The 17,397-nt window shown below is 57.9% G+C and carries 15 protein-coding genes; 4 read left to right on the top strand and 11 right to left on the bottom strand.

The annotated features are described in order from the left end of the window. Positions 1 to 48 precede the first annotated feature (48 nt). From LRK71_RS08805 to LRK71_RS08815, 3 genes are all read right to left on the bottom strand, one after another. Positions 49 to 480, bottom strand: a complete 432-nt coding sequence (locus LRK71_RS08805) for a universal stress protein (RefSeq protein WP_232402701.1) — start codon at positions 478 to 480, stop codon at positions 49 to 51. After that, positions 477 to 3,587, bottom strand: coding sequence for a TRAP transporter permease (locus LRK71_RS08810; RefSeq protein WP_232402702.1), 3,111 nt, complete (start codon positions 3,585 to 3,587; stop codon positions 477 to 479). Before LRK71_RS08810 ends, LRK71_RS08805 begins: the two co-directional genes overlap by 4 nt. Before the next feature lie 147 nt (positions 3,588 to 3,734). Next, positions 3,735 to 4,700, bottom strand: coding sequence for a TAXI family TRAP transporter solute-binding subunit (locus LRK71_RS08815; RefSeq protein ID WP_232402703.1), 966 nt, complete (start codon positions 4,698 to 4,700; stop codon positions 3,735 to 3,737). Positions 4,701 to 5,489: 789 nt separating this feature from the next. Between LRK71_RS08815 and mtnA the strand changes: the two genes are divergently transcribed. Further along, positions 5,490 to 6,617, top strand: a complete 1,128-nt coding sequence (gene mtnA / locus LRK71_RS08820) for an S-methyl-5-thioribose-1-phosphate isomerase (RefSeq protein ID WP_232402704.1) — start codon at positions 5,490 to 5,492, stop codon at positions 6,615 to 6,617. Between the two features lie 5 nt (positions 6,618 to 6,622). After that, positions 6,623 to 7,285 carry a class II aldolase/adducin family protein gene (locus tag LRK71_RS08825; RefSeq protein WP_232402706.1) on the top strand — a complete coding sequence of 221 codons (663 nt, stop codon included), beginning with the start codon at positions 6,623 to 6,625 and terminating at the stop codon, positions 7,283 to 7,285. Positions 7,286 to 7,443: 158 nt separating this feature from the next. Here LRK71_RS08825 and LRK71_RS08830 read toward each other — a convergent pair whose 3' ends face one another. From LRK71_RS08830 to LRK71_RS08865, 8 genes are all read right to left on the bottom strand, one after another. Then, on the bottom strand, positions 7,444 to 8,259 hold the full coding sequence (locus LRK71_RS08830) for a phosphodiesterase (protein WP_232402707.1): 816 nt from the start codon (positions 8,257 to 8,259) through the stop codon (positions 7,444 to 7,446). Then, the gene (locus tag LRK71_RS08835; RefSeq protein ID WP_232402708.1) at positions 8,259 to 9,290 is read right to left on the bottom strand and encodes an ABC transporter ATP-binding protein; all 1,032 of its coding nucleotides are present in this window, start codon (positions 9,288 to 9,290) and stop codon (positions 8,259 to 8,261) included. The genes LRK71_RS08830 and LRK71_RS08835 overlap by 1 nt, the downstream gene beginning before the upstream one ends. Beyond that, entirely contained in the window at positions 9,287 to 10,075 is a 789-nt protein-coding gene (locus LRK71_RS08840) for an ABC transporter permease (protein ID WP_232402709.1), read from the bottom strand. Before LRK71_RS08840 ends, LRK71_RS08835 begins: the two co-directional genes overlap by 4 nt. Before the next feature lie 4 nt (positions 10,076 to 10,079). Then, on the bottom strand, positions 10,080 to 10,883 hold the full coding sequence (locus LRK71_RS08845) for an ABC transporter permease (protein ID WP_232402711.1): 804 nt from the start codon (positions 10,881 to 10,883) through the stop codon (positions 10,080 to 10,082). Positions 10,884 to 10,978: 95 nt separating this feature from the next. Further along, positions 10,979 to 11,974 (bottom strand): ABC transporter substrate-binding protein, encoded by a 996-nt coding sequence (locus tag LRK71_RS08850; RefSeq protein ID WP_232402712.1) that lies wholly within the window; start codon positions 11,972 to 11,974, stop codon positions 10,979 to 10,981. Between the two features lie 145 nt (positions 11,975 to 12,119). Then, on the bottom strand, positions 12,120 to 13,067 hold the full coding sequence (locus tag LRK71_RS08855) for a LacI family DNA-binding transcriptional regulator (RefSeq protein ID WP_232402713.1): 948 nt from the start codon (positions 13,065 to 13,067) through the stop codon (positions 12,120 to 12,122). 215 nt (positions 13,068 to 13,282) lie between these two features. After that, the gene (locus LRK71_RS08860; RefSeq protein WP_232402714.1) at positions 13,283 to 14,080 is read right to left on the bottom strand and encodes a class I SAM-dependent methyltransferase; all 798 of its coding nucleotides are present in this window, start codon (positions 14,078 to 14,080) and stop codon (positions 13,283 to 13,285) included. A gap of 556 nt (positions 14,081 to 14,636) precedes the next feature. Then, a complete protein-coding gene (locus LRK71_RS08865; RefSeq protein ID WP_232402716.1) occupies positions 14,637 to 15,848 on the bottom strand; it encodes a Y-family DNA polymerase in 1,212 nt (403 codons plus the stop codon). Between the two features lie 53 nt (positions 15,849 to 15,901). On the opposite strand from LRK71_RS08865, the gene LRK71_RS08870 reads away from it, so the two are divergent. Both LRK71_RS08870 and LRK71_RS08875 read left to right on the top strand, forming a co-directional pair. Then, positions 15,902 to 16,207, top strand: coding sequence for a hypothetical protein (locus LRK71_RS08870; protein ID WP_232402718.1), 306 nt, complete (start codon positions 15,902 to 15,904; stop codon positions 16,205 to 16,207). A 401-nt stretch (positions 16,208 to 16,608) separates the two neighbouring features. Continuing rightward, positions 16,609 to 16,899 (top strand): hypothetical protein, encoded by a 291-nt coding sequence (locus tag LRK71_RS08875; RefSeq protein ID WP_232402720.1) that lies wholly within the window; start codon positions 16,609 to 16,611, stop codon positions 16,897 to 16,899. Positions 16,900 to 17,397: the final 498 nt, after the last annotated feature.

Here is a 17,397-nt window from a genome sequence, read left to right on the forward strand (position 1 = left end):
GCATGTTTTGGATGCGCAAAACCGGTAGCCATCTTTGCGCAACATGCGCTAACGCACCACAAAAACAGAGCAATCCGAATGGCGGATCACCCGGGCTGCATTGGGGCCTAGCAAATAGTCTTTCAAATCCGGCTTATGGGCGCCAATCACGATAAGATCGGTGCCGGCCGCCTTGGCCACCTTAAGGATCTCTTGATAGGCGGTGCCGGTAGCGACGATATGGCGGATCTTGCTATTGCGATCCTTGCCCAAGACCTCTGCACAGAGAGTTTCGAGCTTTTCAGTGGTCTCTTCGATGGCCTTCTCGTGGTGATGGCTTTCAAAGAAACCAGAGACCCAGCTTTCACCAAAATCGGGCAGCACGTTGACCACATCCAACTGGGCCTTGTCCAGATCGGCCAAACGGCCAGCTTGGGCCAGGACCATCTTGTCAGTGGCACTGTCGCTTAACTCGACCGCGCATAGAACAGATTTACTCATGCCACTACTCCTTCTTCTTCTTCCTTGCGGACGCGACCGCGCTGCATCAGGGCAATCAAACCAAGCAGAACCAGCGCCGGAATAAAGATGAGCTCTTTCGGAAGCTGATCGGCAGGCGCGAGTATTTCTTTCACAAAAACAGGGCTTTCACCATAAAAGTCAAAGCTTCCAAGATCCTGCTCGGCTGGGGTGCCAAAACCAGGCGCATCCAGGTTCATCTGTGTCTCTTCTGGCAGCAGGATCAGACCTGCCTGTTCCGCCATAGCAGCCCCGTCCAGACCATCCAGCACCGGCACGACAAGCGTCGTAGAGGCGATCTCACCGGTGTCGAAATCCGGCCCCTCGATCGTTAGGCGCAGCTCTTGCCCGCCGCTTGCCCGATCAAGTACCTGCACTAGTTCGATGGGCGCAACTTCAGTATGGGGCGGCATGATCCGGTTCATCCAGAAATCCGGACGGAACAGGGCAAAGGCGACAAAGACCAACAACAGGCTTTCATAAAAGCGGCTGCGGGTCACGAAATAGCCCATGGTGCCAGCGGTAAAGACAAGAATGGCAATGGTGGCAGAGATGGCAACCAATATGCCCTGCGTCCAGGTGACATCAATCAACAACAGATCAGTGTTGAAGATGAAGACGAAGGGCAAAGCCACTGTACGCAAGCTATAAAAGAAGGCGACAAAGCCGGTACGGATCGCATCCCCGCCCGACACAGCCGCCGCCGCAAAGCTAGCGAGCCCCACCGGCGGCGTCACATCTGCCATGATCCCAAAGTAGAATACAAAGAGATGCACGGCAATCAGCGGCACGATCAGGCCAGACTGGGCGCCCAGTTCCACCACAACCCCCGCCATCAGCGAGCTGACAACGATATAGTTAGCGGTGGTTGGCAGCCCCATACCCAGAACAAGCGACAACAGACCAACGCAAATCAGCACAAAGACCAGGATGGTGCCGGTCATATCTGCGGCGCGTTCCGCCACTGTGCCTTCAAAACTGGTGATCCCGATCAGATCGGTCAGCGGGCTGATGGCATGCACGCCAAGCGCGCTCAGATAGGTGAGCCCATAGGCCATGGTTTCCACCAGATCCGCCATCACCTGGCCCACCCCGGTCAGGGTGACCGTCCCGACGATCACACCCGCCGTTGCAGTCGCAAGCGCGATACCGATCATATTGCGTGACCCGTCGATCAAGCCGTTCCACAGATCATGGCAGCCATCAACAAAGGTCACCATGATATTGCTTTGGTTGCGGAAAAACGCCTTGATCGGTTTTTGGGTCAGCAAAATCACAAACAATAGCGCCGTGGCCCAAAAGGCGGAAAGTCCAGGTGATTTCTGTTCGATCATCAGAAAGTAGACAAGCACGATGATCGGCAGCATATAGTGCAGCCCGGCCTTGTAGATCTTGGAGATATCGGGCAGTTCCACCTCTTTTGCATTCGGGTCGTCCGGCTCAAGATCGGGAATGCGGGAGGCCAGCGCCACCAGGGCAAGGTAGATGGCCAGAACAGCCCCGAACATCAGCAGCCCCGCCACACTGGGCACCCATCTGTAGGCGGCTTCAACCGGGAATTGCGTACCGTAGCAAAGCCCGGCAAAGACGGCAAAGAAGCTGGCCATGCCCAGAATGGTGCGCGCCATGTGGACTTCGCGGTTGCCAATGGTTGGCATGTTCCGCTTCACCGCTTCCAGATGCACGATATAGACCAGCGCGATATAGGAAATGGCAGCGGGCAAAAAGGCATGGGTGATCACCTCGACATAGGAAATGCCGACATATTCCACCATCAAGAAGGCCGCAGCCCCCATGACCGGTGGCATGATCTGCCCATTCACCGAAGAGGCAACCTCAACCGAGCCGGCCTGCTCGGACGAAAACCCGACCCGTTTCATCAGTGGGATGGTGAAGGTGCCGGTGGTCACCACATTGGCAATCGAAGACCCAGAAATCAGGCCGGTCGCCGCAGACCCCACAACAGCCGCCTTGGCCGGGCCACCGCGCAGGTGCCCAAGGGCGCCAAAGGCCATCTTGATAAAATAATTCCCAGCCCCGGCCTTATCAAGAAGAGCGCCGAAGAGCACGAAAAGAAACACAAATTTAGTTGAAACGCCAAGCGCGATACCAAAGACACCTTCAGAGGTGATCCACATATGGCTCATCGCTTTTTTCAGGCTTGCGCCCTTCCAGCGGATGACTTCCGGCACCCAGTCGGATGATCCAAAGAACACATAGGCCAGAAAGATCGTCGCAATGATGGCCATGGCCGGCCCCAAGGCACGGCGGGCAGCTTCAAACAGGATCAAGAGCCCCGCCAGTGCGTAGAATTTATCGATGTCATCGGCCAAGCCGCCGCTGTCTACGATCTTTTGATAGTTCAGGAACCCATAGACAGAGACAAAGACACCCGCCGCCGCCAGTGCCCAATCCTGCACCGGAACAAAATGGCCCTCAGGGGTGGACCATTGCCGCAGATATGACAGGACAACCAAGGCGCCGGCTGCCAGTCCAAAAACAATCGTGGCGATCTGCAGACCGCTGCTCCAGCCGTCCAGAAAATATTGGCCAAGGATTGCAAAGCCACTGTAAGATAATACAGAAATGGCAGAAAAAACGCCCAGAGCGCTGACAATCTGTTCAAGCCGCGTCGCGATCCCGCTATGGTTCAGATAGGTGGGCGCGACCAGGACCAGCGCCACCACAGCACCAACCCCAACAGCCGTGCTCATCGAAATGCCCGGCGCTACAGTTACCATCAAGGCGACTGTAAAAGCCCCCAGTCCCAGCACGGTGCCAAGATGCCCCAGCGCAAAGGAGAGCAGGTTTCTGCTCGATCGGTTCATGGCCGGATAGGCCATGAACCCCAGCATCAAGGCAAAGGCCAGGTGGATCAGGCGTGAATTGTTGTTAACAGCTCCTGGCAGCAGGTAGTTCGCCAGAGGTGAGGCCAGAACGACTTGAAAAACGGACCAGGCAACAGCGATGACAGCCAGGGACAGACCAACGGCTCCGACAGGGTTACGCGCACCCGCATCGGAGGAGGCGACCAGTTCCTGCAGTTCTTCTTCGCTGAGCGGTCGATTTCCCTGAACATCGGATGTCATGAATAATCTCCCATACAGACCGGCGCCGTCATTTCAGGCGATCCCCTGGATTGTGGACCGTGTCTGTCTCTCTTTTGTTTTGGGGGCAGCCCCCATTTAACTGGAAAGGGGCGCGAAACCGCGCCCCTCCCTATGGTGTTGGATTAATTATTCAATCCAACCTTGTTCACGGTAGTACTGCGCCGCGCCATCATGCAGCGGAGCCGAAAGACCATCGGCGATCATCTCTTCAGGCTTCAGATGGGCAAAGGCAGGGTGCAGCTTGCGGAAGGCATCGAAGTTTTCAAACACCGATTTCACAACTGCATAGACGGCTTCATCTGCAACATCGGTCGAGGTCACGAAGGTCGCGCCGACACCAAAGGTCTGGGTGTCTTCGTCAGAGCCACGATACATGCCGCCGGGGATGGTGGCGGTGCGGTAAAAGGCATTGTCGCCAACCAGCTTAGTCACGGCATCGCCATCCACGGTCACCAGCACGGAATCACAGGCGGTTGTGGCTTCCTGGATCGAACCGGAGGGGTGGCCAACGGTGTAGACCATGGCATCGATCTGATTGTCACACAGGGCGGCGGACTGTTCTGCGGCTTTCAGCTCGGTTGCGAGGGCAAAATCTTCCATGCCCCAGCCCTTGGCGTTCATCAGAACTTCCATGGTGCCGCGCTGACCGGAACCGGGGTTGCCGATGTTAACGCGCTTACCTTTCAGGTCGTCAAAGGTGGTGATGCCGGCATCGGCCCGCGCCACAACGGTAAAGGGCTCTGGGTGGACAGAGAACACGGCGCGCAGACCTTCAAAGGGGCCCTGCTCAGAGAATTTGGAGGTGCCGTGATAAGCGTGGTGTTGCCAATCAGACTGGGCAACGCCAAACTGTAGCTCGCCTTCGCGGATTGTGTTGATGTTGTACACCGAACCGCCAGTGGATTCGACCGCGCACTTAAAGCCGTGTTCTTTGCGGTTCTTGTTGACTAGGCGGCAGATTGCACCACCGGTTGGGTAATACACGCCGGTAACACCACCAGTGCCGATGGTGATGTATTCTTGGGCCTGAACGGCAGGTGCCATGAAGGTCGCGGCGACAGCGGCGCCAATGCTCAACTTAGAATATTTCATGATGTGATTTCTCCCACGATATATTGGTCATGAAGTTTCGCCGTTCATGCGTTGGAACGACGATGGTTACGCACACTCATTTCGCAGGTCGGCCTGTTGGCCAGAGCCACGACAAAGGGGTGATCTGATCGCGCTGTCCAAGCTAGCCTGCAAGAGTCCACGCCTGTCAAGTTGTTCAAAATCAAGCAACAGGGGTGAGGTGACTGTTTCCTCGCATGTGACACAAGACTGCCAAATTTCCCCCAAGCCCCCCCTCTGAGAGTCGCCGTACTGTGTCAGAATGTCGCATATAGGTGCAAGCCCGTTATGCAATGATTCATCGATTTCCCGGCCCCAACTACTGTTTTTTTGTAAACCTGAACATCACACTAGCCACAGGCCCAGCCGCAAGCGGCCTATCGATGAGGGCTAGATTACCTGTGCCAATAACGTCTTGATCCATGTCAACAACGCCAACTTAACACACCCGGCAAAATACCCAAAGTGGCTGCGCCGCTCCCAGCCATCCCGCAGGTGTTGCACAGGGGGCGCGGTTGCTAGCCTTGCGTAGCTAAGATTGGTCGCCCCCGGCACGCAGGCGATTTAGCGCGCGCTGTTGCCCAGCACACCTGCGAATTTGTGGCCAGAGGCCCTGCCACCAGGGCGGCCTGCCACTTTGGCTGGTCTTGCGTCAGCGGCTATTTTCCGCGACACCTATAGGCAATTGTGCAGGGCTGTGGTGGTTTGCGCCGCGACCTTACAATAGGTTTTGCAAATCGCTCGCGGTGGCGAGCCAGCCAGGAGGCCCCCATGAAAGTTGACGGAACGCCCTACCGATCCCTCTGGTGGAGCACAGAAACCCAGTCGCTGCAAATTATTGATCAACGGTGGTTGCCGCATGATTTCCAGATTGCGCAGCTCGACAGCATGTCAGATTATGTGAAGTCTATCAAAGAGATGCAGGTACGTGGCGCGCCCTTGATTGGCGCAACTGCTGCCTATGGTATGGCATTGGCTATGCGGCAAGATCCCAGCGACGCGGCGCTGGACAGTGCCTGGACCACCCTGAATGCAACCCGTCCCACCGCGATTAACCTGAGATGGGCCTTGACGCGTTGCCGCGACCTGCTGCTGCCCCTGCCCCAGGATCAGCGCGGCGCGGCGGCCCTTGCCTTGGCGCATGAGATCGCCGACGAAGACGTCGAGATCAATCGCCGTATCGGCCAGCATGGGCTGACACTGATCCGGGACATTGCCGCCAGGAAAAGTGATGGCAGCCCGGTGCGGATCTTGACCCATTGCAATGCCGGCTGGCTGGCCACCGTCGACTGGGGCACCGCAACCAGCCCGATGTATCAAGCCCATGATGCCGGAATTGCGCTGCATGTCTGGGTGGATGAAACCCGCCCCCGTAATCAAGGCGCATTGACCGCCTGGGAGCTGGGCAGCCATGGGATCAGCCACAGCTATGTTACCGATAATGCCGGCGGCCATCTGATGCAGAACGCCGAGGTGGATATGGTCATCGTGGGCACAGATCGCACCACGCGGCAAGGCGATGTCTGCAACAAGATTGGCACCTACCTCAAGGCCTTGGCTGCCAAGGATAACAACATCCCCTTCTATGTCGCCCTGCCCTCGCCGACCATCGACTGGAGTGTCACAGAAGGGCAGTCAGAGATCCCGATCGAGGAACGAGATGCGCGCGAGATTTCGCATGTCTGGGGCGTTGGCGCAGAGGGCAAAATTGCCGAGGTACAGGTCACACCGCCCGGCGCGCCGGTTGCCAACCCGGCCTTTGATGTCACCCCAAATCGCCTCGTCACCGGGTTGATCACCGAACGCGGGATCTGCCCGGCCAGTGCGGCGGGACTGGCAGGCCTGTTTCCTGATCTGGCAGGCGCGCCCCCGCAATCACCACGCCCGAGCGAGGCTTGAGCCAGATGACCACGGCCTATTCCGACAGCCGCCAAACCCGTCAGGCCATCATTGATGCCTGCCTTCAAATGAATGCAACCGGGGTGAACCAGGGGGTTTCCGGCAATATCTCTGTGCGGCTTGAGGACGGCTTTCTGATCACGCCCTCGGGGGTCGACTATGCCAAGATGCGCCCAGACATGCTGGTGCGTCTGCCGCTCGATGATGGGACCGCGATGCCGGGCCAGATGAAACCATCGTCCGAATGGCAGTTTCATCGCGATATCCTGCGCGCCAAGCCTGCGGCGATGGCGGTGGTTCATGCCCACCCGGTGCATTGCACCGCCCTGGCGATGAACCATCAGAGCATCCCGGCCTGCCACTATATGGTTGCGGCCTTTGGCGGCGATGATGTGCCCCTGGCAGGCTATGCCCTGTTTGGGAGCGCTGCCCTCTCTGCCCTGGTGGTTGCGGCGCTGCAGGATCGCGCGGGCTGTTTGATGGCCAATCATGGCGCCGTCGTCACCGGCGACACACTGGAACGGGCGCTCTGGCGGATGACCGAGCTGGAAGCCCTGGCCAAGGGCTATATCACCGCGCTGAGCATCGGCGCCCCCAAGGTACTGGGGGCGCAAGAAATGGCCGAGGTAAAGCAGGCCTTTGCCGACTATGGCCTAAAGACAAAATGACACCACCCGGCAGCCACGATACCGCCGCCATCGCCTAGATTGCGTCGCAAAATGCAGCTGCCGCCCCAAGGGTCTTGCCCGTCGCGACGACAAGGAGACTTGGGGGGGGCCTGATGGAAACGTGTCTGCTGCGCCTCGCTTCGCCGCTCTGGGGTTGATCAATCCTGAAATGGCCAGGGTCCGGAGAAAACGCCTGTCGGGATCTGGTCAGACACCAAACCGGGGCCTGGCGCAGCAATCCAGCGACAAACGCTAAAGGCACCGGGTTCAAGGATCAATTGCGGCTCAGGTCCGGACCGGTGATCGGTCAGCACCGCATGGCAGGTCGCGGGGGCAATCTGGCAATTGATGCGGCCAATCTGGCCGGTCATCGCGCGGTGAACATGGCCCGAGAGCATCCGCACCGTGGCGGGATGCGCCTCCAGTCGTTCAATCAGCGCCGCGCCATTTCGCAGGTTGTCGGCATCCATCGCGGGAATACCGGTCTGCATCCAGGGATGATGGGTGGCGATGACAACCGGCTGATCGCCCATTGCGGCAAGTGCTGCATCAAGAAAGGCAAACCCGTCGCCGTCAAGATGCCCGTGATGCGCACCTTCCAGCAGCGTATCCAGGGCAATCACGGAAAACGGTCCGAAATCGCGCAACCAATGGATGGGGCCGCTCTGCGGCATCCAGGGCTTGGCAGCAAAGGCGGCGCGCATCTCGGCGCGGCGATCATGATTGCCGGGCACGGCCAGCCAGGGCAAGGTCAGCTCCTGCATGAGTGCGGCGAAATGCGCATATTCCTCGGGCCTGCCATGATCGGTCAAATCGCCGGTGACGATGACGCAGTCGATCCCGTCCAGCAGCGATCGTTTTGCGTTGATCGTCTCGATGGTGCGGCGCAGGGCAAGGCCGGTGTCAGAGCGCCCACAGGCGAGCGCGCCAGGGGCAACAATATGCGTATCGGTGATCTGGATGAATCCTGGCATCACGTGGTTCCCCCTTTGGGCAGGATCAAAAGAGATTCAGCGGCGATGGACAGGCGCAGGTTCTCTCCTGGCTTGGCGGCGCTAAGGCCAGAATGCAGCGCGAACAACGGTCCCTCGGTCGCCCCGGCCAGAGCAATACGGTAGTGCGTGCCCAGAAAGGTCACCGCTTCGACCCGGGCGGTAATGGGGCCTGTGGGATCGATCCGGATATCTTCCGCCCGAACCAGAACCTCTTTCCCGTCAGCCGGTTCCGGCAGGTTCAGGACACCGCCTTGCAGATGCAGCTGATCACCCTCGATCCGCCCCGGCAGCGGCATGGCATCCCCCACGAAGCGGGCGACAAAGCCGGTGGCTGGGTTACGATAGAGCGCCTCGGGCGTGCCAATCTGGGCCACCTCTCCGAGGCTCATTACCGCCACACGGTCGGCAATGGCCATGGCCTCGTCCTGGTCGTGGGTGACAAAGATCGCGGTGATCCCGAACTGGCGCAACAGCAGCCGCAGTTCGTCGCGCAGCTGGCCGCGCAACGCGGCATCAAGCGCGGAAAGCGGTTCGTCCAGCAACAGCACGCGTGGGCGCGGCGCCATGGCGCGCGCCAATGCAACCCGTTGGCGCTGGCCGCCCGACAGTACGGTGATCGCCCTGTCGGCGTAATCGGTCAGGCGACACAGCGCGATGACCTCGTTCACCCGCCTGTCGATGTCAGCCTTGGGCAAGCCCTGAATCTTTAGCCCGTAGCCGATATTGCCCCGCACCGACATGTTGGGAAACAGCGCATAGGATTGAAATACCATGCCGATCTTGCGGGTTTCGACCGATTGTTGGGTCACATCTTCTCCGTCAAACACAATCCTGGCGCCCGCGTCGGGGGTTTCCAGTCCGGCGATGATCCGCAGCAGCGTGGACTTGCCGCACCCCGATGGCCCCAGAAGCGACAGGATCTCGCCCTTTGCGATTTCCAGGTCGGTGGGCAGCAGCCCCTTGGTGCCACCGGGAAAGGTCTTGGCAATATTGGTAAGTGTCAGCGTCATTGCATATTCCTTTGAGCGCGGGCGCTGGCCCATTGCATGGCCATCAAAAGCGGTACGATGATCACGAAGAAGACCAGCGTATAGGCCGAGGCCACTTCGAGCCGCATAGAGGCATAGCTGTCGGCAAGTCCCACGGGCAGGGTTTTCAGATAGGGCGTGTGCAACATCCAGGTCAGATTGAATTCGCCAATCGACAGGGTAACGACGGTCAGTGCGCCAGCCAGAATGCCGGGCAAGGCGTTGGGCACGACGATGTCGAAAAACCGGCGCAGGGGGCCTGCACCAAGAGAGGCCGCACCTTCTTCCAGTGTCGTGAGGTCGATCGTGGCCAGTACCGACAGGGTAGACCGCACCATGAAAGGCAGTGTGTAAAGGACATGGCCAATTAGGATGAAGCTCCAATGGGTGCGAAACCCGTGGTAGCTGCCATAAAGCTGCAAAAGCGCCAGTGCGATGGCGAGCCCCGGAATGGCCAGCGGCAGAGAGATGAGTTCCTCCAAGATACGCGAGGCCCGGCCAGGGTTGCGCGCCAGCGCGTAGGCCGCCGGCACGCCAAGGATCAGGGTGACAACCAGACAGGCCAGCGCCAGCCAGATCGACAGAAAAATGCTGCTGGAATAAAGCTGCCAAACCTGGCCAACCCATTTCAGGGTCAGCCCCGAGGACAGGCCCCTGAAATAATTAACGGTCAGACCCGCCAATACCGATTGCATGATCGGGATGAACAAAAAGGCACAGGCCAGAAGTGTGACGACCATCGGGATGGATCTTGTCAGGGATTTCATTGCCCTAGCCCCCCGCCGCAATGGTTTCACCGGACAGGCTGCGTGCAATCAGCAGCAGTACCCATGTGACCAGGCCCAGAACCACCGACAGGGCCGAGGCCATGGCGATATTCGCGGACAGGGTGAATTCCGTATAGATGACCATCGGCAACACATCGATATCGGTGGCCAAGGTAAAGGCGGTGCCAAACGCGCCCATGGCGGTTGCAAAGGCGATGGCCCCCGCCGCGATCAGAGCCGGCGACAGCGCTGGCAGCAAAATATCCGTGACGATCCGCCAAGAGGGCGCGCCAAGCGTCTTTGCCGCCTCTTCCAGGGTCGGGTCGATCTTTTCCGCAGCGGCCATCACCGTAAGCAACACACGCGGGATCGAGAAATAGAGATAGCCCAGGAACAGCCCCGTGACCGAATAGGCAAACACCCAATACCCTGGCAGAATTTGATTGACCAAGCCCTGTCTCCCGCCCAGCAGGATGATCAGGAAGCCCACGACAACACCGGGAAAGGCCAGTGGCAGGGTCAGCGTCGACAGCAGCACATTGCGGCCCGGAAACTGATTGCGCACCAGATAGAGCCCAGCCGTTGTCGAAATCACCAAGGCTGCAGCCGTTACCGCAAGCGAAACGACCACCGTTTGCATCAACGCCGACAGGTAGCGCGGGGTTTGCAGGATGCGCAGGTAAATGGCCCAGCCATCCGCGCTTTCACCCGAGGCAAGGAACAGGCGGGCAATAGGAATGGCCAGAAAGGCCAGCGTAAAGATCACCAGCGGCAAAAGGCATAGCGATAGGAATTGGCGTTGCTTCACAGCGACATCTCCCGAAACCAAGGTATCCGGCAAGGGCCGGTCGGATAAGGATGGGCGGGACGGCACAGCGCCCCACCCAAAGTCAGGCATGTCGCTTAATCAACTTCAGCCAGATAGCGTTCGCCGAACCCGGCCTGCGCTTTTTCCATCTGGGCATAGTCAACCGCCACAGCACGTTCATATGCGCTGGCCGGCAGGAATTTATCCGCAACCTCTGCGGGCAGTTCAACCGGGCGTGCAGGCTGCAGATAGGCGTTGGTCCAGATTGCCTGGCCCTCATCCGACAGGATATAATCCAACACGCGCTTGCCCGCGTCCGGGTTTGGCGCATCAGCAACGAGGCTCATGACATAGGGCACGCGAACCGATCCTTCGCAGGGCATCACGAACTCGAAATTGCCGTCTTCTTCGTATTTACCGCGATAGGCGTTGAAGTCGTAATCAAAGAGGATGGGGATTTCGCCAGAGACAACGCGTGCGTAAGATGTCTGCTTGGGCACGATCGGATCATTTTTGCCAAGCTCATTGAAGTATTTGATAGCCGGGTCGAAATTGGTCAGATCCCCGCCAAAGGCCTGGTTGACCGCAACTGCGCCCGCATAGCCGACAAAGGCGGACGACGGGTCCAGATAGCCAACCATGCCACGATATTCCGGCTTGTTCAGATCGGCGAAACACTGCGGAACCTCGGCACCACCCAGCGCGTCGACATTCACGAAAAAGCCGAGCGAGCCATAATGGATGGCAAACCACTTGCCTTCGGGATCCTTCAGACCTTCGGGGATCTCGTCGAACCCTTCAGGCTTGTAGGCCTGCGCCACTGCTTCATTGCCCGCCTTGATGCCTGTGGTCACGCCATAGTAGGCAACATCGGCCACAGGGCTTGCCCGTTCGGCCAAAAGCTGGCTCAGGGTCTGGCCAGAGTTCTTGTTGTCATGCGGCATCTGGATGTCGAGCTTTTTGTCGATGGCGTCGAGCATCGAGGCCCAATCGGCCCACTGCGGTGGGCAGTTGTAGCAGATCGCATCTTCTGCCGCGGCGGGGGAAGCGATGGCGGTTGCGAAAAGCACCATAAGAGCAGTATATTTCATGGGTTCATCCTTGTTTGAGATCGGTCTTGAGCGAGTGAACAGACGGTGATCAGGGGGCAACCTGGTCACCGTCACGGCTTTCCATGTGGGGGCGGCCAAGCGTGGCCCCCAGACGGAAATCAAAGGGCAAGGCGGGCGGCTGCACTCAGGCCTTTCCTTGCAGCAAATCCAATAGGGTATGCGTGGCCTGTCGGCCCATGGCATCTGGTGCGGTCTCGATCGTGGCAAGGGGCACATCAAGCAGGCGACCTATTTCAATCCCGTCAAAACCCACCACGGACAGATCCTTTGGCACACTCTTTCCCATCAGGCGGGTGGCCTTTTGCACCGCGATGGCCAGGAAATCATTCGACGCAAAGATGGCTGTCAGCCCGCCAAGTGAGGCTAGAATTCCCGCCAGCGTCTCGGGCGTGTTGGCCTCGGCCTCGGTCAGTTCAATAAGGACCGGATCCGGCAGTCCCCTTGCCCGGCATTCCGCGCGAAATCCAGCATACCGGTTGCGCGAGCGGTCCGAACTGGAAAACCGCAAGGCTAGAAAGGCGGTGTTCGTGTGGCCCAGGGCGGCGAACCGCTGCGCGACGTCGCGCGCTGCAGCGAAATTGTCGACATGGGCAGAGAGGAAGCCATCGATCGGATCATGAAACATCAGCGACACCGGCAGCCCGCGCCGACGCGCCAGCATCAAGGCCGCGCTGCGTTCGGGGGCCACCATTGTCACGATGAGACCATCGACATCCTTCGCCGCAAGTGTCGCAATCGCCTCATTGTCTGCGTCGCCGTCATAGTTCGAACTTGCGATCAAAAGCTGGTATCCAGCCCCCGACAGCACGTCTTGCACGCCTTGCACAGCTTCGGCGAAAACCGGGTTGGCGAGCGAGGGAACCAGGCAGCCAATCGTCATACTGCGCCCGCCCTGCAGCGCACGTCCGATGGCGCTGAACGAAAACCCAAGCTCGCGCGCCGCCGTCTCGACACGTTCGCGCACCTCTGCACTGGCGGAACCGGATTTGTTCAGAACCCGGCTGGCCGTAGCGATACCGCACCCGGCCTCACGCGCGACATCTTTGATCGTAACCTTTTGCCGGTGGCCCATCTGCTCAGCTTGTCCAGTTTGAGTGGAAACGTTTCCAGAAGGGATACAGATGATTCAAAACAGGAATGTGACAAACAATGCTTTTGGCACGACCACATTCGCCAGGACCGTACCAACACGCGGTTGCGCTGCTTACATTGTGCCGACATGGATTTTGAAAAAAGGGGCGGCATAAGCGAATCACGGAACCCCTGGAAACCGATGCTTCCTATGTTTCAGCGCATCGCGACGATGACGTTGGCCACATGTGGAAACCGCAGAGAGCGACCGTCCAGACAGTCGCCCAGGCCTGCGAGGAATGCCTTCACCGCACGATCAATGGCTCTGTCTGCCAGGCCCGCAAGCTTGTCGCCGGTGTGCATTCCGCCCATCGCGCCTGCAGCGAAGGCCGCTGCATCCGGATGCTGAAGGTCAAGGGTGACAGACTCTACCTTGATATCCCGAAAACCAGCCCCCTCGAATAGGTCTTTCAGCGCGGCCCCGTCCGGAAGGCTACATATGGCGGCCACAGCGGCGGCGGCTTCCGCACCGACATGCGTTTCAAGTGCATCGGCCTGCGCCTTGAGCATCGGATTGACAGCCAGCTCTCGCTGAACACAAAAAACCGCGCGCCCCTCAGGTCTTAGCACACGCCACAGTTCCCGTAACGCGCCCGGCTTGTCCGGGAAGAATTGCAGGGCCTGCTGGCAGAGGGCAAGATCGAACCGGTTGTCAGCAAAGGGCAGCGCGGCAGCGTCGGCCTCCACCCATTCAACGTCCAGTCCGGCTTCATCAGCGAGTGATTGAGCGACGCCAAGCATCTCGGCGCTGTGATCGACTGCGGTCAGACGACCGAGACTGTGTGCCCGCCTTGCCACCTCCCTCGTTACGGCGCCGGTACCGCAAGCGAGGTCCAGAATATGCTCGCCAGGTCTTGGATCAGCGCGCCGCATTAACTCTCTTGCCCAAGGCTCGAAAATAACCGGAACCAAAACAGATTGATACCGGTGTGCAAAAGTGATCGCATCCGACATGTCCACCTCCTCCATCCATCAATGCTACCATGGGACGGCCATTAGGGTCAGGACCTTAAGTGAAGGGAGAGCTACATTCCGCTCCCGTCTGATGAAGATAGCACTGAGTTTGACCCCGCCTACTGGGCCATTTGATCGGGAAAATCTCTTGCGGGAAATAAACCCGCAGCGCATTCGTGGCAACGCCTGGTCATTTCTTACCGGCGCAGCAGAAAATTTTGAAATCTCGCCGACAGAAGGTGAACGAACAGGGAATGGCGGAAGTGATGGGGATTTTTTAGGAGGCTCTCAAGGGCTTGCATTAACTTAGCAACGCAAGCCCTTGAAAAATACGGTACCCAAGGCCGGACTCGAACCGGCACGCTGTCACCAGCGGGGGATTTTGAATTCAGTCGAAATGACTAGCTTTCATTAGGTTAACGGGATTATTTCCCCCTGACAAATCGAGAACAAAGAATGAACGGGGGAACACCTTTTGCACCAGTCTATCCAGGTTACGGCTGACGGTTCCCAACCGACGCTTTTGCAGCTGGACGAAGTGCTAATTGAGGCCATGCTATCCCCTGTCAAAAAAACCAAGGTGTTCTTGTTGAACCCCGTGTTTGATAACTATCTTTCCATAGCGGCGGTTGATGTGGTCAATGGTCGTAGACAGCCGTTCGGAGCGGCTAGCTTTTCCTGGCTCCAGGGGCAGAAACAGCTCACCGCTTCTGTCTTTGAGAAGAACCAAATTCGTAAGATTTATGCTGATTGAAGTTGTGTACTCCCTCCCCATGGCAAAGCGTGCGGTCAGCTTGTCGTAAATGGCGAGAAACGCGCGGGTGTCCTGTGTCGGGGTCAAGGTCTGCTGCCAATGGTGCCCTTGGCGTTTCCACAGACTGGCGTGGATGGATATGCGGCCAGCACAATAGCCATCGCGGCGCATCCGAGCTACGGCTCTTTCAGTAAGCCAGCGCCCCACGAGATGCGCCTTCGGTGCAGGTCTGTATTCAGGGGCCAGAACCTTTGACTGCCCATATCCGCCGCGCGATGTTTCGATGAGTGGGATGTTTTCCCCCTGCAAGGCGCGCACAAAGCGTTCCCCCTCAACAGATCGCCAGATTTTGCGGGCGTGCCGTGGATCCAGGGCATAAAGCTCCTCTATTCCCCAGACGTGCGCCTTTGATAGCCTCTCCTGCATCCGCCTGGAGATCCCAGGTAAATCATCGGGTTTAAGGTGGGAAATTGCACGCGGCATGTTTTCGGGCGCGAGCCATTGCAGCCCGTCAGGCTTTTCAAGCTTACCAGCAATCTTTGCCAGAAGCTGATTGGGGCCGATCCCGATTGAGCACCGCATGACAGAACCAACATCATCCCGGATCACCCGTTTGATATCCCGAGCAAGATCCATCGCCGCAGGCAATCTGCTGGTGCGCCCACCAAGGCCGATTTGCAGTTCATCAATTGAGCGGACCCGCTCCACTTCTGCGATCTTGTTGATGGCCTTTGAGATGGCTTGGTTGGCGCGGGCATATAGCTTGTGCCGGGCCTGCAGAAACACAATGTCGGGGCAGATTTGACGTGCCTCAGCAACGCGCATAATGGTTTTTACGCCCTGCGCCTTGGCCTCATAACTCGCGGCGACAACTGCGCCGGCCCAGTTGTTGTGCGGTCCTGTATGCAATGCGGTGATGGCCACCGGGCGCCCCCTGAGTCGCGGGTTTACCTGTTGCTCAACGCTGGCAAAAAATGCGTTCATATCAAGATATAGACAGCGCATAGGGGTCATGATCAAAACTCGGCATCTGTTCAATCAGGGTGAAGTGTTCTATATTTGTTCTCATGACTGATATAAAAAAACAACTCTCAAATGTGGCCTTCGGAGGGAGCTGGTCGGAAGAAATTCTGAGCACAGCAAGCCTGAAAGCTGCGCTTCATGTCATCAATCAGGCGGCAGAGGAATGCGCCGAAAGGGATGTTGCCACTGAGGAGCTTGAAGAGGCCCTGGGATATATCCGCGCCAAAATTGGCAAAGGGTCTGAGCTGGCGGGCCAGTTCTCAAAGGCCATCCGTGATCCAGATCAGGTTATGCGCAAACAGGGAGCATTGAGGGTGGCTAAGAGTATTACTCGATGGGCTGGTAGATAAGCCTACGTATCAGAAGTGACTCTTTGACGGGAAGCGACCGGTCCATTCACCATTCTCCCTGATGCTGTGCGTAGCCGCCGTTGGTGCAAAGTACGTCTAATGGCGGCTGCCCAGCCCAAACCGGACTCTCACCAAGGTGACCGACGCTGCAGCGCAGCTTCACCAGACCGGCCATTCGTGCATCGTGCAGCATTTTCGGAGGGTGAAAGGTCTGCTGAGCGGACGTAGCAGTCATTCGCTTCGACTGCGCCAAAGACCGCTTTCGGCAGTCTTACAATAACGGCGATTTTTGAACGTTAAATTCATGAATCTTGAATAATTTAGGTCTGCGGTTTACGCTCATTCTTTTATATCGGAGGCTGTTGTGCCTAAACACCTCGTCCTAATTTTAGCCGCCTCGATTGTCGCTTCATCTGCAAGCGCACAGTCATGGCGCACCTGCATCCCCGGAAGTATCGCATCAGGTGGGTGTGGATCAATTGGTCCGGGTGGCGGTCTTTCCATCGGCCCAGATGGTGGACGATCAATTGGTCCAGGTGGAGGTCTTTCCATCGGCCCAGGCGGTGGACAATCAATTGGTCCAGGTGGAGGTCTTTCCATCAGCCCAGGCGGTGGCTTGGGTTTTGACCGAGATCGAACTCGTGGAGTTGACACAAGAACGATGCAACCGTTCAACGGTTTTGGAAATATGATCTTGGGCAACTAATTTAGAAATTCGATTTCTATCGAAGCACCTCAAAACTGCTCGCGTTCGGGACAGACGAAAACCATATATTTTGAAGCTGCCACGAACCCCGTTCAAAACCCAAATGGTAGTTGAACGGTTTGGGCTCTATCATGGTAGGAGGCATTAGCTGCATTGCAGAAATTAAGTAAAGTGGGCTCCAAGCTGCCTTGCGGCGGTGCAGCAGCAAGATCACAGTGAGACCCTACCTGGTCTGCCGTGAGCTGATGACGGCAGCCAGCCCAGAACGGACCCGCCCTACCTTCACTATGCTGCGGTCGCAGCCCGCTTACCGGCCATTCGCTGCGCGTGCGAAATCCGGAGATGATCGAACTCACAGTCTGCGGACGAAGCGGGCTTTCGCTGTCGCTGCTGCAATGTCGGCTCTGACGAAACAGTCGAGCAGGCGTTAGTTTGTCGGGAGTCGAGCAAACGGGAGTAGTTTTTTCCGACCTTTTGAGTCAGC

Source organism: Pseudophaeobacter flagellatus (genome assembly GCF_021228235.1).
Classification (GTDB): domain Bacteria; phylum Pseudomonadota; class Alphaproteobacteria; order Rhodobacterales; family Rhodobacteraceae; genus Pseudophaeobacter; species Pseudophaeobacter flagellatus.